The organism is Sorangium sp. So ce1504 (assembly GCF_051521635.1).
In the GTDB taxonomy this organism is placed as follows: domain Bacteria; phylum Myxococcota_A; class Polyangia; order Polyangiales; family Polyangiaceae; genus Sorangium; species Sorangium cellulosum_B.
Genome location: NZ_CP150365.1, coordinates 3,911,280 through 3,930,324, shown reverse-complemented (window position 1 = coordinate 3,930,324; position 19,045 = coordinate 3,911,280). Strand labels below are relative to the sequence as shown.

At 71.5% G+C, this 19,045-nt stretch carries 17 protein-coding genes; 11 read left to right on the top strand and 6 right to left on the bottom strand.

Annotated features, from left to right (window positions below; translation table 11 throughout):
* Positions 1-84 precede the first annotated feature (84 nt).
* On the top strand, positions 85-510 hold the full coding sequence (locus WMF39_RS14905) for a CBS domain-containing protein (RefSeq protein WP_437746169.1): 426 nt from the start codon (positions 85-87) through the stop codon (positions 508-510).
* Between the two features lie 147 nt (positions 511-657).
* Positions 658-1,671 carry a universal stress protein gene (locus tag WMF39_RS14900; protein ID WP_437746168.1) on the top strand — a complete coding sequence of 338 codons (1,014 nt, stop codon included), beginning with the start codon at positions 658-660 and terminating at the stop codon, positions 1,669-1,671.
* Positions 1,672-1,707: 36 nt separating this feature from the next.
* Here the strand turns inward: WMF39_RS14900 and groL are convergent, their stop codons facing one another.
* Complete coding sequence (gene groL / locus WMF39_RS14895) at positions 1,708-3,330, bottom strand: chaperonin GroEL (RefSeq protein ID WP_437746167.1); 1,623 nt, start codon at positions 3,328-3,330, stop codon at positions 1,708-1,710.
* A gap of 448 nt (positions 3,331-3,778) precedes the next feature.
* Here groL and WMF39_RS14890 point away from each other — a divergent pair, with 448 nt between their 5' ends.
* The gene (locus tag WMF39_RS14890) at positions 3,779-4,273 is read left to right on the top strand and encodes an Hsp20/alpha crystallin family protein (RefSeq protein WP_437746166.1); all 495 of its coding nucleotides are present in this window, start codon (positions 3,779-3,781) and stop codon (positions 4,271-4,273) included.
* A 219-nt stretch (positions 4,274-4,492) separates the two neighbouring features.
* On the opposite strand, the gene WMF39_RS14885 is transcribed toward WMF39_RS14890, so the two are convergent.
* The 4 genes from WMF39_RS14885 to WMF39_RS14870 all read right to left on the bottom strand — a co-directional run bounded on the left by WMF39_RS14885 (position 4,493) and on the right by WMF39_RS14870 (position 7,626).
* Positions 4,493-5,350 (bottom strand): 2-oxo acid dehydrogenase subunit E2, encoded by an 858-nt coding sequence (locus tag WMF39_RS14885; RefSeq protein ID WP_437746165.1) that lies wholly within the window; start codon positions 5,348-5,350, stop codon positions 4,493-4,495.
* A 290-nt stretch (positions 5,351-5,640) separates the two neighbouring features.
* Positions 5,641-6,150 (bottom strand): hypothetical protein, encoded by a 510-nt coding sequence (locus WMF39_RS14880; RefSeq protein WP_437746164.1) that lies wholly within the window; start codon positions 6,148-6,150, stop codon positions 5,641-5,643.
* 561 nt (positions 6,151-6,711) lie between these two features.
* Complete coding sequence (locus tag WMF39_RS14875) at positions 6,712-7,287, bottom strand: histidine kinase dimerization/phospho-acceptor domain-containing protein (protein WP_437746163.1); 576 nt, start codon at positions 7,285-7,287, stop codon at positions 6,712-6,714.
* Positions 7,288-7,374: 87 nt separating this feature from the next.
* Positions 7,375-7,626: a hypothetical protein gene (locus tag WMF39_RS14870; protein WP_437746162.1), complete on the bottom strand. Its 252-nt coding sequence runs from the start codon at positions 7,624-7,626 to the stop codon at positions 7,375-7,377.
* Positions 7,627-7,683: 57 nt separating this feature from the next.
* Here WMF39_RS14870 and WMF39_RS14865 point away from each other — a divergent pair, with 57 nt between their 5' ends.
* Together WMF39_RS14865 and WMF39_RS14860 are read left to right on the top strand one after the other, a co-directional pair.
* Entirely contained in the window at positions 7,684-7,815 is a 132-nt protein-coding gene (locus WMF39_RS14865) for a hypothetical protein (protein ID WP_437746161.1), read from the top strand.
* 200 nt (positions 7,816-8,015) lie between these two features.
* A complete protein-coding gene (locus tag WMF39_RS14860; RefSeq protein ID WP_437746160.1) occupies positions 8,016-10,754 on the top strand; it encodes a cation-translocating P-type ATPase in 2,739 nt (912 codons plus the stop codon).
* Positions 10,755-10,940: 186 nt separating this feature from the next.
* On the opposite strand, the gene ppsA is transcribed toward WMF39_RS14860, so the two are convergent.
* Positions 10,941-13,268, bottom strand: a complete 2,328-nt coding sequence (ppsA, locus tag WMF39_RS14855; protein WP_437746159.1) for a phosphoenolpyruvate synthase — start codon at positions 13,266-13,268, stop codon at positions 10,941-10,943.
* Between the two features lie 165 nt (positions 13,269-13,433).
* Here ppsA and WMF39_RS14850 point away from each other — a divergent pair, with 165 nt between their 5' ends.
* The 6 genes from WMF39_RS14850 to WMF39_RS14825 are packed head-to-tail and all read left to right on the top strand — an operon-like array spanning position 13,434 to position 19,041.
* On the top strand, positions 13,434-14,876 hold the full coding sequence (locus WMF39_RS14850; RefSeq protein WP_437746158.1) for a 4Fe-4S dicluster domain-containing protein: 1,443 nt from the start codon (positions 13,434-13,436) through the stop codon (positions 14,874-14,876).
* Between the two features lie 6 nt (positions 14,877-14,882).
* Entirely contained in the window at positions 14,883-15,350 is a 468-nt protein-coding gene (locus tag WMF39_RS14845; RefSeq protein WP_437746157.1) for a cyclic nucleotide-binding domain-containing protein, read from the top strand.
* Entirely contained in the window at positions 15,347-16,252 is a 906-nt protein-coding gene (locus tag WMF39_RS14840; RefSeq protein WP_437746156.1) for an FAD/NAD(P)-binding protein, read from the top strand. Before WMF39_RS14845 ends, WMF39_RS14840 begins: the two co-directional genes overlap by 4 nt.
* 5 nt (positions 16,253-16,257) lie before the next feature.
* Positions 16,258-17,034, top strand: a complete 777-nt coding sequence (locus tag WMF39_RS14835) for an oxidoreductase (RefSeq protein ID WP_437746155.1) — start codon at positions 16,258-16,260, stop codon at positions 17,032-17,034.
* Entirely contained in the window at positions 17,024-18,433 is a 1,410-nt protein-coding gene (locus tag WMF39_RS14830; RefSeq protein WP_437746154.1) for a Ni/Fe hydrogenase subunit alpha, read from the top strand. Before WMF39_RS14835 ends, WMF39_RS14830 begins: the two co-directional genes overlap by 11 nt.
* Positions 18,430-19,041: a hydrogenase maturation protease gene (locus WMF39_RS14825; protein WP_437746153.1), complete on the top strand. Its 612-nt coding sequence runs from the start codon at positions 18,430-18,432 to the stop codon at positions 19,039-19,041. Before WMF39_RS14830 ends, WMF39_RS14825 begins: the two co-directional genes overlap by 4 nt.
* Positions 19,042-19,045 lie beyond the last annotated feature (4 nt).

Genomic DNA, 19,045 nt, shown 5'->3' with positions numbered 1-19,045 from the left:
TCGCCGGGGCGGTTCCGAGCTCCTCCGGCGGCGCGGCTCATCGCGGGATCCGCTGGTCCGCGAGTTGCCCTGAGCGAGGAGGAGATGCCGTTACCCAAGATCTGCGCCGCCGAGCTCATGACCGAGAACCCCCGGACCGTGCGGGTCAACGACCCCATCGGCGAGGCGGTGGACGTGCTCCAGACGATGGACTTCCGCCACGTGCCGGTCGTCGACGAGCAGGGTGAGCTGGTCGGGATGCTCAGCGATCGCGACCTGCGCGCGCTCCAGTTGCCCTACTCGGAGGACGCCGCGGTGGTCGACAGGGCGCTGCGGAAGGCCCGCGGGCCGGTGTCCACGATCATGAGCGGCAATGTCGTGAGCGCCAGTCCGGACGCGGACGTGACCGAGCTCATGGAGCTCATGCTCGACAACAAGATCGGCGCGCTCCCGGTCGTCGACGGAGAAGGTGCGCTGGTCGGCATCGTCAGCTATGTGGACGTCTTTCGCGGGCTCCTCGAGGAGGAGTGACCCGTCGTCTCCTTGGCGCGCAGGACGCGCACAGACAGCGCGAGGTGCGGGTGGGGTGAGGCCGGGCACGGCGATTGCTGCGATCGGTGGATACGACGCGCACAGCGCCGGTCCCACGGCTATGGGACATGGACCAGCGGGGGCAGCATGCAGCCTGTGCAGCGGATCCTGGCCACCACGGATCTCTCGGAGCTCTCGATCGCGGCCGTGAGGGTCGCCCTGGAACAAGCGCGCTCCTGGGGCGCCGAGCTCCGGATCCTCCACGTCGCAGCGCCCGCGCAAGCGCAGCCGAACGCGGCAGACGCGCTGCGCCGTTTCGCGTCGGAGCTCGGCAGCGGGGTTCGCATCGTCCCGCTCGTCCGGGTGGGGTCTGCAGCGGAGGAGATCGTCAGGTGTGCTGAGGAAGACGACGTCCAGCTGATCGTGATGGGCCGCCACGGGCACACCGGCACCACGGCCGTGCTGATGGGCAGCGTCGCCGAGCGCGTCGCGCGGACCTCGAGCTGCCCCGTCCTCATGGTGCCCCCGGAGAAGGAGGCCCGCGGGACCGGGGTGATCATGGGACCGCCGCCGTACGCCTCGCGGTTTCGCTGCCTGCGCTGCGGCGTGCACTCGGAGTACCAGTTCTGCGCCGCGTGCCGCGCCCATTTCCGCATGTTCGACGTGCCCGCAGGAGGGGGGCCTCCGGAGGGTCCTGCGGCGGGCCCCCTCAGCGCGGAGCGGATCGAGGCGCTCCTCGAGCGCGGCGCCTTCGGCCGGCTGGGCTGCCACGCCGAAGGACGAACGTACGTCGTGCCGATGGGCTACGCGTACGAGAAAGGCCGCCTTTACCTGCGCTCGGCGGAAGGCACGAAGGTCCGGATGATGCGTATAAATCCGGAGGTCTGCTTCCAGGTCGATCACATCCAGAGCCTCGCTGACTGGGAGAGCGTCATCGTGTTCGGGGTGTTCCGCGAGCTCACGGCGCAGGAGGCGGTCGAAGGCCTACAGCGCATCCACGCGCGGCTGGCGTCCCTCCTCGCCGAGGAGGACGCCTGGCCCCGCCCGTCCGAGGCGTCCGCCGACGACTGGCTTGGCCATCGGGCCTACGTAGGGGCGCGGGGCGCGGTCATCGGTTGCATCGAGCCCGTGGAGAAGACGGGGCGCTATCAGATGCGCTGAACCTCGGCGGCTCGTCGCGGGAGCTGATGGCGCCGCTCATTCGAGCGGGGGCCCGGCCGCCCGTTCCCTCGCCGCCGGCTCGGGCACATCGGTCAACGTCGCCTCCGTCAAGAGCAGCACGCTCGCCACCGACACGGAGTTCTCGAGCGCGACGCGCACCACCTTGGTCGGGTCGATGATGCCCGACTCGACGAGATCGACGTAGGTGCCGTGCGCCGCGTCGAACCCGAGATTGCCGCTGCCGGCGCGCATCCGCTCGACGACGACGCCGGCGTCGACGCCGGAGTTCTCCGCGATCTGCCGCGTCGGGGCCTCGAGCGCGCGGCGCAGGATGCGCACGCCGGTGCGCTCGTCGCCGTCGCAGCGCTGCTCCTCGTGCTCCACCGCGACGCCCGCGCGCAGGAGCGCCAGCCCCGCGCCGGGCACGATGCCCTCGGCCACCGCCGCCTTGGTCGCGCTGATCGCGTCCTCAAAAGCCTCTTTCCGAGACTTCATCTCCGTTTCGGACGGCGCCCCGACCCGGACGACCGCCACGCCCCCGACGAGCTTCGCCAGGCGCTCCTCCAGCTTCTCGCGATCGTAGTCGCTCTTCGTCTCCCTCCTCTGCCGCCGGAGCAGCTCGACCCTCGTCTGGATGGCGTGCGGGTCGCCGGCGCCGCCGATAATCGTCGTGCTCTCCTGCTTCACGACGACCCGCGCCGCCCGCCCGAGCTGGTCCCGCGTCACGTGCTCCAGCTTCACCCCTGCTTCTTCGGCGATCACCTGTCCCCCGGTCAGGATCGCGATGTCCTCGAGCATCGCCTTGCGTCGGTCTCCGAAGCCGGGCGCCTTGACCGCGACGCACGCGAGCGTGCCGCGCAGCTTGTTCACGACGAGCGTGGCCAGCGCGTCGCCCTCGACCTCCTCCGCGACGAGCAGGAAGCTCTGCCCCTCTTTGGCGACCTGCTCGAGCAGGGGGAGCAGGTCTTTCATCACGCCGATCCGCTTCTCGTGGATCAGGATGAGCGGCTCCTCCAGCACGCACTCCATGCGCTCCGGGTCCGTCACGAAGTAGGGTGAGAGATACCCGCGGTCGAACTGCATGCCTTGCACGACCTCGACCGCCGTCTCTGTCCCCTTCGCCTCCTCGACGCTGATGACGCCCTCTCCACCGACCTTCTCCACCGCGTCGCCGATGAGCTCGCCGATGGCCGCGTCGTTGTGCGCCGCGACCGTGGCGACCTGGATCTTCTCCTGGCGGCTCTGCACAGGGCGGGAGAGCGACCGCACCGCTTCGACGGCCGCGTGGAGTCCCCGCTCGATGCCGCGCTTGAGGTCGATCGCGCTCGCGCCCGCGGCGATGTTGCGGAGCCCCTCCGCGAAGATCGCATGAGCCAGCAGCGTGGAGGTCGTCGTGCCGTCGCCGACCGCGTCGCCCGTGCGCTCGGCCGCCTCGCGGATGATCTGCACGCCGACGTCCTCTTCCGGGTCCTTGAGGCTCAGCTCCTTGGCGATCGAGACACCATCGTTGCACACGGTGGGGCGCCCCCACGCGCGTCCGATGAGCACGCTCTTCGACTTCGGGCCGAGCGTCACGCGGACCGCGTCGGCGAGCGCCGTGGCGCCGCGCAGGACCTTCTCGCGAGCAGCGGCGTGGAAAAGGAGTTGCTTGTGGGGCATCGCGGAAGACCTCCTGGACGAGCGCGGCCGACCTTCTGTGGCCGCCCTCCAGGATGCAACCTCAGGGCCTGCTTTGTCGGGTGCCAGTCGCGCGCTCCGGTCGTCGTCTCACGAGCGCCGGAGAGATCGACGGCTCGCCTGAGCCTGTGGTGCCAGCTGCCGTGATTCCGGTCGGACGCGCCATGAGTGCACGGGCTCATCCTCGGATACCGCGACCCGGCCCACCCTGGTACACGCCTCCCGAGCACGGATCCTGCACCTCCATCCTCGGCAACAATCGCACGAGCCGATCGTCCAGCATGAGGCTGGCTCTGTCGCGCGGGTGAAGGCGCTCCGGGCGTGTGAGGCTCTGCGTGTTGCAGGTTAACGAGGAAGGTCGTCTGGATTTCGAAGGAGGTCACCCATGACGCTGCTGGCACGTTGGCGAGAGCCCCGTAGAATCGCATCGATGATGCGCGCGCTCGACCCGGAGCGCATGATGCGCGAGATGTTGCAGTGGGATCCGTTTGCGGAGACGGCTCCTTTCGCCCAGCTCCGCCAGCCGGAGGGCTGGTTTTCACCGGATATCGATCTCAAAGAAACGAAGGACCGCTTCGTGTTCCGCGCCGACCTGCCGGGCGTGAAGGAGAGTGACGTCGACATCTCGGTGAGCGGGCGCCAGCTGACGATCAGCGGCAAGCGCGACGAGGAGCGGGAGGAGCGGGAAGGCGAGCGCTTCTACACGTATGAGCGCGCGTGCGGCAGCTTCTGCCGCTCGTTCACGCTGCCCGAGGGCGTCGATCTCGACAAGATCCAGGCAGAGCTGAAGCACGGCGTGCTCGAGATCGTCGTACCCAAGGCAGCCGAGGTCCAGCCGAAGCAGATCCCGATCAAGGCCGCCAAGGAGCCGAGCGCCGAAGGGGCGGCTGAGGCGAAGAAGGGCGAGGCCAAGAAGGCCGCCTGAAGAGCCGTTCAAGCGACGGCCGCCGGCGTCCGACTCGCCGGGCTGGGCGGTGTCCGCGCGGTCACGGTGGGCCTGTCCGTGTCCTCGGCGCTGCTCGGCGCGATGCTCGCTGGCAGGCTGGCCGACCGCGCTGGTGTTCGTCGTGGCCTCCTCCTCGAGACGAAGGGCAAGGAGCCCGCGAGATGTGATGTGCGCCCGCCTGGCGAGAGGAGATGTGTGTCAGCGAGGTGCGGGAATCTCCGCGCCCAGCCGATCGAAGCAGCGGAACGGGTCCTCCAGCATCTCGCGCACGGTGCGCGCCAGCACGCTCGCGTGGAGGCCGTCGATGAAGCGGTGATCGAACGTGGCGCTCACGCGCATCACCTTGCCGGGCACCACCTTGCCGTCCTCCACCACCGGCTCGTCCCTCACCGCGCCCGGGACCACGAGGATCGGCGTGCGCGTGTAGGGCACGAGCGGCACGTAGGCGCTCTCCAGGCCGAGCGAGCCGATGTTGGTCACCGTGACCGCGCCGAACGGGTCGCGGGGCAGCCCCAGCTTCGACAGGTCCAGGTTGAGCGTGTACATCACGAACGAGAGCAGGCGCAGAAAGGCGTTCATGAAGAGAAACGGGATGTGCCGGATCGCGCGCTTCGTCTCTTCCACCGCCCTGTCGCGCCGATGGCGCGCGCGCTCGATCGTCCGGTCCAGCTCGTCGACGATCTGCACCAGGTTCTTCTCATGGGCCCGTTCGATCGTGGTGACGGTGAGATCCACCTCGCCGTCGCCGCTGATCGTCTGCACGACCAGCACCGAGACGGTGACGCCGCGCCGGAGGTAGATCTTGTTCCAGCGCAAGATCGCGTTGGCGTCGGGGCAGCGGCGCAGCGCCTCGGCGCAGGCCTTGGCCACCAGGTGAGTCACCGTGAGCCGGCGGCCGGTGCTGTGACGGAACGCCTTGATGTAGTCGAGCGCGCGATCCATGCGCAGGGTGAGCGTGCCGTACACCGATGGATCGTACGCGGTGTGCCAAGTGCCGATCGCCAGCTTGCGGAAGCTGGAGATCTCCTGTTTTGGCACGAGATCGAGGTTGGGCATGATCCACCCTGCCATGGCTTCACGGGCTGCATGGCTCGGGCCACCGAGGCGTGCAGCGCGTCCCGGCTCCTCGTGCGAGCGGAGCAACGGCGCCGGAGAGTCAGCATCCAGCGCAGCTCACTGCGCCTCCTGCCCGGCCTTGCCGGTCGCCCCGTGCCCGCCTCGAGCGCGTGCAGGTCGCCCTCGGGCAAAGCGAGCTGGCGCGCCGGAGCAGCCGCCGCATGAACGAGGCATTCGGGACCGAGCGGGCGGGACAGCTCCGACCGCGTCGCCAGAGGAGGCGGACTGGACTACTGCGGCTGACGGGCCAGCAGGCCGATGATGGGGAGCGACAAAAGGACCGAGAAAGCAATTCCCATCGTCCATCGTATCCACCGCTTCTGCGGATTGTTCACCCAGTAGTACAGCAGCAACGACAGGAACAGGGACTGCAGGAGAACCTCTGGAAGACCCCTGAGATGGATCCATGTCGGCAATGTCGTATAGAGCATCCCCTCGATCGAGCCCGGAGCTGGTCCAAACGTGCCGAGGATTCCTACCGCCACGAGGACGATCCACATCACCAGCCAGCCGTTGTTCTTCCCGAAAAACGGCTCGCGCAGCATGTGGAAGACCCCCCCGAACATGATCCCCCTGATGGGCTGAAACAGCGGTCCGGCCATCACCCAGGGATCGCTCGTCGGCCGCATCAAGAGGTTCAGGCTGGACTCTGCAAAGAACCGCGTGTAATCGAGCAGCGACGACGCCAGGAGGCCCACGATCGTGTATGTGACAGAATGGGTCACGACCGTCTTGACCACGATCTCGAGAAGCGTTGGTCGCGCTGGGCTCATGGCATGCCCCCTGTGAGACGAGGTTGTGGACACGGTGTGTGTGTCGATGGTTACAGTTGCACGATGTGGCGTTCGCGGTCACGCCATCGGCATCGCTTGAGGGTCTCGTGCTGCTGGCGAGCCGTCCTGAGCGTGCAAGGCGCGCCAGGGAGCCTGACGCCGCGCCCACGCGAAACGTGGTGGTCCGTACCCGTATTTCCGTATCGTCGTGTTGCATGTTGCAGGGCACGTGCCAGCGACGGCCCCGGCCACATCACGCCACGCCCGGGGTACCTGACCCCGGCCGTCCGGAGCACGCACGCCTGGGTTCCCTGCCCAACTCCAGCCCCGGGCAACCCGCGCGGGGACCTCCCGCCGGGCTTCATCGAGATCTGGCGCGGCGGCGTCGCCGAGGATCCGCAGCGGCGGTCATGGGCAGCGAGCCTGCAGTTCTTGCGTCGATGCGAACGATACGCGCCGGTGTTTCACCAGCAGTGTCCGGACACTCCGTCGTGCCATCTTCGCGGCTGCATCGAGCGATACGATGGATCAACAGGCACGCGCTTCGACGCCGGGCGCGCCGCACTTGGCCGCGTTGGACAGCAGGTTGGTGAGCACCTGCTCCAGGCGCCCGGGATCGGCCAGGAGCGGCGGGACCCCATCGAGCACCTCGACGTCGACCCGATGTCCCCTCGTCGCGTCCGCCGTCCGCTCCACCGTCGCCCGGATGAGCGCTGGCAGATCGACCTCGACGTGCCTGAGATCCAGCCGGTGCGACTCGAGGCGGGAGACGTCGAGCAGATCGTCGATCATCCGGTTGAGCTGCGTCGCGCTGGCCAGGATGTGCTGCGCCTTGTCGCTGCACTGCGGTTGCTTCGCGAGCACGGCGGCCTTGAGAACGATCGTGGTGACCGGCTGGCGCAGATCGTGAGCGATGATGCTGGTCCACTCCTCGCGCATCCGCGCGAGCTCCTTCAACGGGCTGATGTCCTCGCCAGCAATGATCGCCCCGGTGATCGTCCCCGCGCTGTCGCGGAGCGGCGCGGCGGCGACGAGGAAGGTCCGGCACGAGCCGTCCGGCTTCGCGACGATGAGCTCCTCGCCGGGGATCGTCTCGCCGCGCATCGCCCGGCTCGACGGCAGCTCGTCCAGCGGGAGGGCGGTGCCGTCCGGGCGGCGCAGGCGATGTAGTGAATGGGCTCGCCCTTCTCGTCACGCACCACGGGGGTGCTCGGGAGAGAAGCCATCGAAGCGCTCATCTTCGCAGAGCTCCGCGAGGCGCAGCGGCGTCCTGTCTCGGTGGACCGCCCGGAGTCGGCCGCGCGGGCGGGGAGCTTGCGCCGATGATCTCTCCCACTCCGCCGTGGCGCTGCTGCAGATCCAGAGCTCGAAGGGCGCGTCGTCGCCGGCGTAGACGCCGAGGGCCGCGTACTCCGCGCCGGAGATGTCGCGCGTCCGGTCCACGATGCGCTGGAGCGCCGCGGACAGAGCTCGCGGCGCCCGCCCTGGCACGGGGAGACCATGCAGGCGACCTCCTCGTCGCGGCCGCTCGACGCCTCGATCTCGATCTCTTCCGGCGACACCGTGGCCCTCACCCTGATCGGCCGATTGTTGCACGAGAGCCACTTGTTGCACGAGAGCCACGCTGCCTGAGGCGCCAACGTAGACAGGTCGATGGGGATGACCTCCCTGAATGCCGATCTGTTCATGATCGCCAGCGACAGGAGCTCGGCGCGGCGCTCTGAGCCGCTCGCCCCGGCCGCTCTCCTCAGCGCATGCTCGGCGCGCAGCAGGTGGCGATCTCACCATCGAGCGGCGGACCCGGGGCTTGCTACTTGCTACTCCGTTGCCGAGTGCCGAGGCCCGCGGATGTGAGTCGCTCGTCTCCTCCTGTTCCTCCTCTCGCCGCGGCCGGACATGCACAGCCGTCGCGCGGCGCCGGCGCCCAGCCGCGCATCCGTCCCTCGGAGCTCGGCGCGCTCTCCGTCGAAGGGCGAATTCAGGCATTACGATCCAATCCGACCGGTTTGACGGACGTCGACGCCGCGAGGAGGCGGCTCGCTCACGGTGACAATGAGCCCGCGCCGCCCAGGCGTTCACGGCCGCTCCGGACGCTGCTTGCGCAGCTCACCCACACGCTCGCCCTGCTCCTCTGGCTCGGCGCCGGGCTGGCCTTCGCCGCGGGCGCCCCGGAGCTCGGGTTCGCCATCGTCGCTGTCGTCGTGCTCAACGGCGCGTTCGCGTTCGTCCAGGAGCACCGTGCCGAGCAGGTCGTGAGCAGCCTGATGCGCCGTGTGGCCGTGCGTGCCCGCGTCGTCCGGGCAGGCATCGAGCGGCGCGTGCCCGCGCGCGAGCTCGTCCCGGGCGACGTGGTCCGGCTCGCGGCAGGTGAGATCGTCCCGGCCGACTGCATCTTGCTGGGCGCCGACAGCCTCTCGATCGACCTCTCGATGCTCACGGGCGAGACAGCCCCGGTCGATCGCGACGCCGCGCCGATCACCTCGGCGGGCCGGGGCGCGGAGGAGCTCGCGCTCCCGAGCCTGCTCCCGAGCTGCGCGTCCGTGGTGACCGGCGCGGGCGAGGCGCTCGTGTTCGCGACGGGCGCGGAGAGCGCCGCGGGCAAGATCGCCAGGCTCCTCGAGCAGGGCGGGCGCGAAGGCTCGCTGCTCGAGCGCCAGGTCGCGCAGCTCTCGCACCTCACCGCGGCCATCGCGGTGATCGTCGGCGCGGCCACGCTGGTGCTCGTGCAGGCGTTCCACCGCGTCGGCCCGCTCGGCGCGCTCACGTTCGCGATCGGCGTGATCGTGGCGCTCGTCCCCGAGGGGCTGCTCCCGACGCTCAGCGTGTCGCTCGCGATCGGCGCGCAGCGCATGGCGGCGCGCGGCGCTCCGGTGCGGCGCCTCTCCGCGGTCGAGGTGGTCGGATCGGTGACGACCATCTGCACGGACAAGACGGGAACCCTCACGCAGAACGCGCTCTCGGTGCGCTGCTTCACCCCCGCGCGCGGCGCGCCCCCGGACGCGGAGCAGGCGGCGCGGCTCGCGGCCGCGCTGTGCAACAACGCGCGTCCGGCGCCGGCGGGCGGCGATTACGAGGGCGATCCGGTGGACGTGGCCCTCGCGCGCTGGGCCGCGGCCGGCGGGGTGGAGCTGGCCGAGGCGCGCGCCCGGTGGCCTCGGATCGCCGACACCGCGTTCGACGCGCGCCGGCGCTACATGGCGGTGACGTGCGCGGAAGGCGGCGCCACGCGGGACTTCGTGAAGGGGGCGCCCGAGGCGGTCATCGCGCTGACCGGCGCGCCGGCGCCCGCAGGTCTCGACGAGGCGGTGGTGAGCGCGGCCGAGCGCGGCGAGCGCGTCCTCCTGCTCGCCGTGAAGGAGGCCAGCGGCCCGCTCACGTGCCTGGGCCTCGCCTGCCTGCACGACCCGACGCGGCCGGAGGTCCCCGCAGCGATCGCCGCGTGCAGGCGCGCGGGCGTGCGGGTCGTGATCCTGACGGGCGATCACCCCGCAACCGCGCGCTCCGTGGCCGCCGCCATCGGGCTGGACACGGCGGACCGCATGGTCGAGGGGCCCGAGATCGACGCGATGGACGACCGGGCGCTGCTCGAGCTGCTTCGGGCCGGCGCGAGCCTCGCGCGCACGACGCCGGAGCAGAAGCTGCGGGTCGTGCAGGTGCTGCGGCGGTCCGGCGAGGTGGTCGTGGTGACCGGCGACGGCGTGAACGACGCCCCCGCGCTCCGCGCCGCCGACGTCGGCGTGGCCATGGGTCTGCGCGGCACGGAGGTGGCAAAGCAGGCGGCGGACATCATCCTGTCCGACGACAACTTCGCCACGATCGTGGCGGCCATCGAGGAAGGCCGGGCCATCAAGCAGAATATCCGCCGCTTCGTGAGCTATGTGTTCACGAGCAACGTCGCGGAGCTCGTCCCGTTCCTTCTCTACATCTTCTTCCCGATCCCTCTCCCGCTCGCGATCGTGCAGGTGCTCGCGATCGATCTCGGGACCGACGTGCTCCCCGCGCTGGCGCTCGGCGTGGAGCCGCCGTCGCCTGCGACCTTGCTCGTCCCTCCGGAGCCGCCCCGAAAACCGATCCTCACCCGGGAGCTCGGGCTGCGGACCTTTTTCCTCTATGGGGCCGTCGAGGCGTTGCTCGGCGTCGCGGCGTACTTTGGGTACTACTGGGCGCACTGGAGGCCGTTCGGCGCGCTCGAGCCGTTCCGCGCGCTGGAGCGCGAGGCGGCGACGATGACCTTCGTCGGGATCGTCTCGGGACAGATCGGGTGTCTGTTCGCGCAGCGCGACGGGCCTCTCTGGAAGCGGCTCGCGTTCTGGTCGAACCCCTGGGTGGCCGCGGGGCTCTCGATCGAGATCGCGCTGACGATCGCGCTCCTCTATGTGCCTGGGCTGAACCGGCTCTTCGCCATGGTCCCGGTGGGATCGGCGTGGCTCCTGTGGCTGCCCGGAGGCGTCGCGGTGATGGTGCTCGCCGATGCGCTGCGGCGCGCCGTGCTGGCGCGCGGCCCGCTGATCATGCCTGGCGCGGTCCGGAGCTGCTCGGGCCGGCGGCGGCCGCATCGAAGTGGGCGGTGACGTGGTAAACGCCGGCCTGGAGATCGAGGCAGAGGCGCAGGCCGCTCGTCTAGTGCACGTCCCCGGCGCTGTGCTGGCTCACCTATTCGTTCCCGCAGCTGACCGACCCGCAGCGCGAGGCCCTGCGCGCCGCGGAGAAGGCGCGGTGTCGAGGGGGTGGGTAGCGAACAGGGCTCGTCGCCGCTCTCACGGCCGCCGCGCCGCCTCGAGCAAGAGCCGCCGCTCGGCCGCCGCGATGACCTGGCGCGCCGCGGGCTCGGCGTCCGGGTTCACCGAGATGGACGTGATGCCGAGCCGCACGAGGTGCTCGGCGAACTCGGGACGGTTCGACGGCGCCTGCCCGCAGAGCGAGGAGGTGATCCCTGCCGCCCTGCACGCCTGGATGATCCGCGCGATGGCGTCGAGCACCGCCGCGTCGGACTCGTCGAACAGCTCGGCGCACACCGCGGAGTCGCGGTCTACCCCGAGCATGAGCTGGGTCAGGTCGTTCGAGCCGATCGAGACGCCGTCGATGCCCATGCGCGCGTACTCCGGGATCCAGAACGCGACGGAGGGTACCTCGGCCATGACCCACCGGTGCAGCCCGCGCTGGCGGCCGAGCGGGCTCCGGTCGATGAGCTCCAGGCAGGCCGCGAGCTCCCAGCGCGTGCGGACGAACGGGATCATGACATGCAGGTTCGGCGTCTCCTCGCGGACGCGGGCGAGCACCTCGAGCTCGATCGCGAACAGCTCCGGCTCGCGGACATACCGGTAGCAGCCGCGGTATCCGATCATCGGGTTCTCCTCGGCGGGCTCGAATCGCTCACCCCCCTTGAGCCCGCGGAACTCGTTGGTGCGGAAATCGTAGGTCCGGTAGATGACCGGACGGGGCTGGAAGGCGCGGGTGACGCGGAGCAGCGAGGCCGACATCTTCTGGAGGAACTCGTCGCGGCCGCCGGACGCGATCAAGGCCTTCGGGTGCACGCCGCCGAGCGCGTCGAGCAGCATGAACTCGGCCCGGAGCAGCCCCACGCCGTCCACGGGCGACGCGGCGACCTCCTCGGCGCGCTCGGCGATCGCCAGGTTCACGTAGAGCCGCGTGCCGAGCACCGCCGGCGAAGCCGCGCGCGAGCCGGCGGCGGTCGGGACGCGCTCGGCCGGCGCCTCGGACTTCGCGGCGGGCCCGGCTCGCGCACCCGCGGGCGCCCCGTCCGGAGCGGCGCCGGGCGCCTCCGCGGCGGCTCGGGCCCCTTCGAGGACCTTGCCGTGCGCGCCGTCGACGGTGACGGTCTCGCCGTCCCGCAGGGTCCGCGTGGCGGCGCGCGTACCCACGACACAGGGGATGCGGAGCTCGCGGCTGACGATCGCGGCGTGGCAGGTCATCCCGCCGCTGTCCGTGACGAGGGCCGCCGCGCGCCGGATGGCGGGCACCCAGTCGGGCGACGTCATGGGCGCCACGAGGACCTCGCCGGCCTTCAGCCGTTGCCCTTCCTCCGGCGAGCGGAGCACGCGCACCGTCCCGGAGGCCGTGCCCGGGGACGCGCCGAGCCCCGAGACGAGGAGCTCTCCGGGGGCGGGGTGCGGCGCGCCCAGCGTGGTGATCGGGCGGGTTTGCACCAGGTACGTCGCCCCACCCTCGACGGCCCACTCGATGTCTTGGGGGGCGTCGTAATGCTCTTCAACCTGCAGCGCGAGGCGCGCGAGCTCGAGCACCTCGTCGTCCTTGAGCACGCGCCGCGCGCCCTCGTCCTCCGGCAGATCCACGCGCTGCTCTCCGCCGTCAGGCGCGCGCACCAGCTTGAACGCCTTGTGGCCGACGCGCGCCTCCAGGAGCCGCGGCCCGCGCTTCGCGACCGTGTACGTGTCCGGCTCGACCTGCCCGCCGACCACGACCTCGCCGAGCCCGAACGCCGCCTCGATGACGAGGCGTGACGTGTCCTTCGTGGCGGGATCCGCGGTGAAGATGACGCCGGAGCGCTCGGAGCTCACCATGCGCTGCACGACGACCGCCAGGGCGGGCTCCTCCGTCAGGCGCTGGGATTTCCGGTAGCTGACCACGCGCTCGCCAAAGGCGGAGGCCCAGCAGTCGCGCACGCGATCCAGCAACGCTTGCTCGCCGGTCACGTCGGTGTACGTCTCGTGCATGCCGGCGAACGAGGTCGAGGCCGAGTCCTCCGAGGTGGCGGACGACCGGACGGCCACGATGGTGTCGAGCCCCAGCCTCCGGTAGGCATCGACGATCTCCGCCTGGATCTCCGCCGGGAGCGGCGCGGCCCCGACGAGGCGCCGCAGCGCGGCGCAGGTCGCGTGCAGCCCGGCCGGGTCGCTCGGATCGGCCTCGGTGAAGAGCGCGACGAGCTGCTTTCGCACGCCCGCGGCGTCCATCGCCGCGAGATACGCGTCCGCGGTGATGACGAAGCCCGGAGGCACGGGCAGGCCGGCGCGCGTGAGCTCCCCGAGGTTGCTGCCTTTTCCGCCGGCGGACGCGACATCCGCGCGAGACAATGAATCGAACCAGAGGACGTGCGCGGTCACCGTGTCTCCTCATCGAGATCTGGATGCCTCCGCTCGGCGCCACTGAGCCGGCGGACGCTCGATCGCCCGTGCGTGCGTCGGAGCAACAAGCGGACCCGCCGCCGTGCCAGTGTTGGTCGTCTGCTGCTCGAACCCAGCGGCACGGACCGTGCTCACCGGCCCCGCATGAGCGGCGCAGAGACCGGCTTTCATCCTGGCGATCGCGCCGTCCTCGGCCGGCCGGGGATCGCCGCGCTCCTCCAGGGCCTGCGCGAGGACGGGTACCGGCTCATCGGTCCCACGCTGCGCGGCGGGGCCATCGTGTACGACGAGATCCAGGGCGCGGAGGAGCTCCCCGCCGGCTGGACCGAGCAGCAGGAGGCCGGCCGCTACCGGCTCGCCAGGCGCGCGGACGAGGCCCTCTTCGGCTACGCGGTCGGGCCGCGGTCGCTCAAGCACCTCCTGTTCGTCCCCCGGCTTCGCCTGGTGCAGCTCAGGCGGCGAGGCGGATCCATCTCGCGGACCGACGAGGCCGAGGCCCCTCCGCGCCTCGCCGTCCTCGGCGCGCGGGCGTGTGATCTTGCCGCAATCGACGTGCAGGACCGCGTCTTCGTCGACGGCCCGCATCCGGATCCCGACTATGTGGCGCGCCGCAGGGGCCTCTTCGTGATCGCGGTGCAGTGCGGACAGGCCGGCGGGACGTGCTTCTGTGTGTCGATGCGTACGGGGCCGCGCGCAGAGCGTGGCTTCGACCTCGCGCTGACCGAGCTCCTCGACGGTGGCCACCGTTTCTTCGTCGAGGTGGGCAGCGACGCCGGCGCTTCCTTGCTCGCTCGCGCGGGCGCGTCCAGCGCGGGCGAGGACGACGCCCGCGCTGCCTTCGAGGTCTCGCGCCGTACGGCGACCCAGATGGGCAGGAAGCTCGAGACGGACGGCATCAAGGAGCTCTTCTATCGAAACCTCGAGCACCCCCGCTGGGACGACGTGGCCGAGCGCTGCCTCGGATGCACGAACTGCACGCTCGCGTGCCCGACGTGCTTCTGCAGCACGATCGAGGACGCGACAGACCTCCCGGCCGACGAGGGCCGGGACCTGGGTCGGGACGCCGCGTCAGCGGGTCCCTCCGTCCACATGGGTCGGGACTCCGCGTCCGCGGGTCCCTCCGTCCACATGGGTCGGGACTCCGCGTCCGCGGGTCCCTCCGTCCACATGGGTCGGGACTCCGCGTCCGCGGGTCCCTCCGTCCACATGGGTCGGGACTCCGCGTCCGCGGGTCCCTCCGTCCACATGGGTCGGGACTCCGCGTCCGCGGGTCCCTCCGTCCACATGGGTCGGGACTCCGCGTCCGCGGGTCCCTCCGGCGAGACGGCCGAGCGCTTCCGGCGCTGGGACTCCTGCTTCTCCCTCGACCACTCGTACCTGCACGGCGGCAGCGTCCGCGCCTCGCTCCGGGCCCGCTACCGGCAGTGGCTCACGCACAAGCTGGCCACGTGGATCGATCAGTTCGGCACGTCCGGCTGCGTCGGCTGCGGCCGGTGCATCACATGGTGCCCCGTCGGGATCGACATCACCGAAGAGGCGGCCGCCATCCGGGCAGGAGACGGCGCCGTCGCCGCCGGGAAGGGGTAGGCGCCGATGAAGGCGGAGGAGCTCCTCCCCATTCTCGGAGCCCACCCGTTCCTGGACGGGCTCCCGGCCGCGCACCTCGCGCGCCTGGCCGAGCGCGCGTTTGCGCGGAGCTTCCCGGAGGGGGCGTTCCTCCTCCGGGAGGGAGGCGAGGCGGACACGCTCTACCTGCTCGCGCAGGGGCGCGTGACGCTCGAGATCCACCGCCCCGGCCGCGACCCTGTGCAGGTCGAGAGCCTGGCGGGCGGGGACATCCTGGGCCTGCACTGGCTCTTCCCGCCGCGGCGATGGGTGCTCGACGCGCGGGCGGCCACGCCGGTCCGCTCGATCGGGCTCGACGCAGCGCACCTGCGCGCGTGCTCGGACGCCGATCCCGCGCTCGGGTACGCCGTGTCCCTGCGCCTCCTGCGGCAGCTCTACGCACGGCTGGAGCGCGTGCGGCTGCAGCGGCTCGACGTCTACAGGGCCGAGCCATGACCTTCGTGCCGCGGGACATCCCGCTGCCCTTCGCTCCGGACGCCGCGATCCCGGGTCGCCTGGCGGCGCCCTCCGCCCCAAACCCCTGGGCGCCGGAGCCGGCGCGCGTGCGGCGCGTCCACCGCGAGACGGCGACGACCTTCACGGCGACGATCGACCTGCCGGGCCGCCCGGGCGGCCTCGTCTTCGCGCCCGGCCAGTTCAACATGCTTTACGCCTTCGGGGTCGGCGAGGTCGCGATCTCGATCAGCGGGGATCCCGCGCGGCCCGATCGGCTCCTGCACACGATCCGCGAGGCGGGCTCGGTCACGCGCGCGCTCGGGCGCCTCCGCTCGGGCATGGCGCTCGGGCTGCGCGGCCCGTTCGGGAGCCCGTGGCCCGTCGACGAGGCGCGCGGCGCGGACGTGCTGCTCCTCGCCGGCGGGCTCGGGATGGCGCCGCTGCGCCCGGCGCTCTGCCACATCCTCCGGCACCGGGCCGCCTATGGCCGCGTCGCGCTGCTCTACGGCGCCCGCGGGCCCGAGGACCTGCTCTACCGCAGGGAGCTCGATCGCTGGAGCCGTCGCGCCGACCTGCAGGTGCTCGTGACCGTGGACCGCGCAGGCCCCGGGTGGCGCGGGCACGTCGGGGTCGTGCCGGCCCTCCTGCGCCTCGCCGACTTCGATACGGGCCGCGCGGTCGCGTTCGTCTGCGGGCCGGAGGTGATGATGCGCTTCACGGCGCGCGAGCTCGAGCGCCGCGGCGTCCCCGGCGAGCGCGTCCACGCCTCGCTGGAGCGGAACATGAAGTGCGCGGTGGGGATCTGCGGCCGCTGCCAGCTCGGGCCGAGCTTCGTCTGCAAGGACGGCCCCGTGCTCCGCTACGACCGCGTGGGACCGCTGCTCGCGGTCCGGGAGCTGTGAGCGCCATGGCGCGACGCGCGAAGCCGAAGCTCGCCGTGTGGAAGTTCGCCTCGTGCGACGGCTGTCAGCTCAGCGTCCTCGACCTCGAGGACGAGCTCCTGTCGCTCGCCGCCGCGATCGACATCGCCTACTTCAAGGAGGCCACGAGCCTCGAGCGCGCGGGGCCGTTCGACCTGTCGCTGGTCGAGGGGTCGATCACGACGCCCGCCGACGCCGAGCGGATCCGCGAGGTCCGGCGGCTGTCGAAGGCGCTCGTCACGATCGGCGCCTGCGCCACGGCGGGGGGCATCCAGGCGCTGCGCAACTTCGCGAATGTACGCGAGTTTCTGTCGGTCGTATACGCCTCGCCCGCCTACATCGAGACCCTCGCCACCTCCACGGCGATAGCCGACCACGTCCCCGTCGACTTCGAGCTGCGCGGCTGCCCGGTGAACAAGCGCCAGCTCCTGGAGGTGATCAGCGCCTTTCTCCACGGGCGCCGGCCCAATGTCGCGAGCCACAGCGTCTGCGTCGAGTGCAAGAGCCGCGGCAACGTGTGCGTGATGGTGACCGGGACGCCTTGCCTCGGCCCGGTGACGCACGCGGGCTGCGGCGCGCTCTGCCCGACCTACCAGCGCGGCTGCTATGGCTGCTTCGGGCCCATGGAGGCGCCGAACATGGAGTCGCTCTCGCGCGCATTCCAGGCGGCGGGCGTGCCGGAGCGCGACCTCGTGCGGCTCCACCGCACCTTCAACGCGAACGCCCCGGCGTTCCGCGCGGAGAGCGAGCGGCATGAACGGTGAGACGCGCACCATCGCGGTCGACTACCTCGCCCGCGTCGAGGGCGAGGGTTCGCTGACGCTCGTGATCGAGGACGGGCGGGCGAAGGAGGCGCGCCTCTCGATCTTCGAGCCCCCGCGGTTCTTCGAGGCGTTCCTCCGCGGTCGAGGCTTCGCGGAGACGCCCGACATCACGTCCCGCATCTGCGGCATCTGCCCTGTCGCGTACATCACGAGCGCGTGCCGCGCGATGGAGGACGCGCTCGGCATCGAGCTCGGCCCGGAGCTCCGCGCGCTCAGGCGCCTCCTCTACTGCGGCGAGTGGATCGAGAGCCACGCCCTGCACGTCTTCCTGCTGCACGCGCCCGACTTCCTCGGCTACCCGGACGCGGTCGCCATGGCGCGCGACCACCGCGCCTGGGTCGCGAAGGGGCTCGCCATCAAGAAGGCGGGGAACGCCATCGTCGCGCTCCTCGGGGGCCGCGAGATCCACCCGGTCAACACCCGCGTCGGCGGCTTCTACAGCGCGCCGTCTCGCGCGGACATCGAGGGCCTGCTCCCCGAGCTGCGCGCCGGGAGTGAGCGCACGCGCGCGTGCCTCTCCTGGATGGCGACGCTGCCGTGCCCGGAGCTCGAGCGGCCCTACGAGTTCGTCGCGCTCCGCAGCGACGACGTGTACGCGATCGCCGAGGGGCGCCTCGTCTCCTCGGGCGGGCTCGATATCGAGGTGCGCGACTACGACGCCCATTTCGTCGAGGAGCACGTCTCCTGGTCGACCGCGCTGAGGTCGAGGATCCGGGGTTCGGGGCGCAGGGCGCCGGCAGGCGACCCGGAGCCCCGAGCGTTGGACCGGGGTTCGGGGCGCAGGGCGCCGGCAGGCGACCCGGAGCCCCGGACGTCCGAACACAGCGGCAGCTACCTGTGCGGCCCGCTCGCGCGCTTCAACCTGAGCTTCGATCGCCTGCTCCCCGAGGTCCAGGACGCGGCGCGCGCCGCCGGCCTCGCCGTCCCGTGCCGCAACCCGTTCCGGAGCCTGCTCGTGCGCCTCGTGGAGATCCTTCAGGCGTTCGAGGAGTCGATCCGGATCATCGAGGCGTACGCGCCCCCGCCGGCGCCGTTCGTCGCGCCTCCCGCGGTCCGCGCGGGCACGGGCTACGGCGGCTCCGAGGCGCCGCGCGGCTTCCTGTACCACCGCTACACGCTCGACGCCGAGGGGACGATCCTGGACGCCAAGATCGTCCCGCCCACGTCGCAGAACCAGCTCTCGATCGAGGAGGACCTCTGCGCGCTGTCGCCGTCCTTGGCGTCGCTGCCGCTCCGCGAGGCGACCGCGCGCGCCGAGCAGGCCGTGCGCAACCACGACCCCTGCATCTCCTGCGCGACGCACTTCCTCACCCTGCGCGTCGAGGAGGCGCCGCGATGACCGCGCGCATCATCGGCCTCGGGCAACGCGCCGCCGGGGACGACGCTGCCGGGCTCGCCGTGCTCGAGGCGCTGCGCCGCCGGGGTCTGCCGGGCGACGCGGAGGTCGTCGAGGCGAGGGACGCGACCGCGCTCGTCTCGCTCCTCCAGACGCCCGCGACGGTCGTGGTCGTCGACGCCGTGCTCGCGTCGCCGCCCGGGGAGGTGCTCGATCTCTCGCCCTCGGACCTCGCCGCCGGTGCGCCTGTCCCGGTCTCGACGCACGGCCTCGGCGTCGGGCAGGCCATCGAGCTCGCTCGCATCACGGCGCCGGATCGGCTCTCACCCGACATCCGCATCGTCGGCGTGAGCATCGGCGGGCCTTGTCCGCGGGGTTCGGGGCGCAGGGCGCCGTCAGGCGACCCGGAGCCCCGAGCGTTGGACCAGGGTTCGGGGCGCAGGGCGCCGTCAGGCGACCCGGAGCCCCGAGCGTTGGACCAGGGTTCGGGGCGCAGGGCGCCGTCAGGCGACCCGGAGCCCCGAGCGTTGGACGAGCTCGTCCTGTCGCCCGACGTGGCCGCGGCGGTCCCCCGGGCTGTCGCCCGCGTCCTCTCGTTCCTCGGAGGGTGAGCCC

Bases quoted from the DNA above. Each gene is read 5' to 3' on its own strand.
- WMF39_RS14905 (WP_437746169.1), top strand. From the start codon at position 85: ATGCCGTTACCCAAGATCTGCGCCGCCGAGCTCATGACCGAGAACCCC.
- WMF39_RS14900 (WP_437746168.1), top strand. From the start codon at position 658: ATGCAGCCTGTGCAGCGGATCCTGGCCACCACGGATCTCTCGGAGCTC.
- groL (WP_437746167.1), bottom strand. From the start codon at position 3,330: ATGCCCCACAAGCAACTCCTTTTCCACGCCGCTGCTCGCGAGAAGGTC.
- WMF39_RS14890 (WP_437746166.1), top strand. From the start codon at position 3,779: ATGATGCGCGCGCTCGACCCGGAGCGCATGATGCGCGAGATGTTGCAG.
- WMF39_RS14885 (WP_437746165.1), bottom strand. From the start codon at position 5,350: ATGCCCAACCTCGATCTCGTGCCAAAACAGGAGATCTCCAGCTTCCGC.
- WMF39_RS14875 (WP_437746163.1), bottom strand. From the start codon at position 7,287: ATGCGCGGCGAGACGATCCCCGGCGAGGAGCTCATCGTCGCGAAGCCG.
- WMF39_RS14865 (WP_437746161.1), top strand. From the start codon at position 7,684: ATGCAGGCGACCTCCTCGTCGCGGCCGCTCGACGCCTCGATCTCGATC.
- WMF39_RS14850 (WP_437746158.1), top strand. From the start codon at position 13,434: ATGAGCGGCGCAGAGACCGGCTTTCATCCTGGCGATCGCGCCGTCCTC.
- WMF39_RS14845 (WP_437746157.1), top strand. From the start codon at position 14,883: ATGAAGGCGGAGGAGCTCCTCCCCATTCTCGGAGCCCACCCGTTCCTG.
- WMF39_RS14840 (WP_437746156.1), top strand. From the start codon at position 15,347: ATGACCTTCGTGCCGCGGGACATCCCGCTGCCCTTCGCTCCGGACGCC.
- WMF39_RS14835 (WP_437746155.1), top strand. From the start codon at position 16,258: ATGGCGCGACGCGCGAAGCCGAAGCTCGCCGTGTGGAAGTTCGCCTCG.
- WMF39_RS14830 (WP_437746154.1), top strand. From the start codon at position 17,024: ATGAACGGTGAGACGCGCACCATCGCGGTCGACTACCTCGCCCGCGTC.
- WMF39_RS14825 (WP_437746153.1), top strand. From the start codon at position 18,430: ATGACCGCGCGCATCATCGGCCTCGGGCAACGCGCCGCCGGGGACGAC.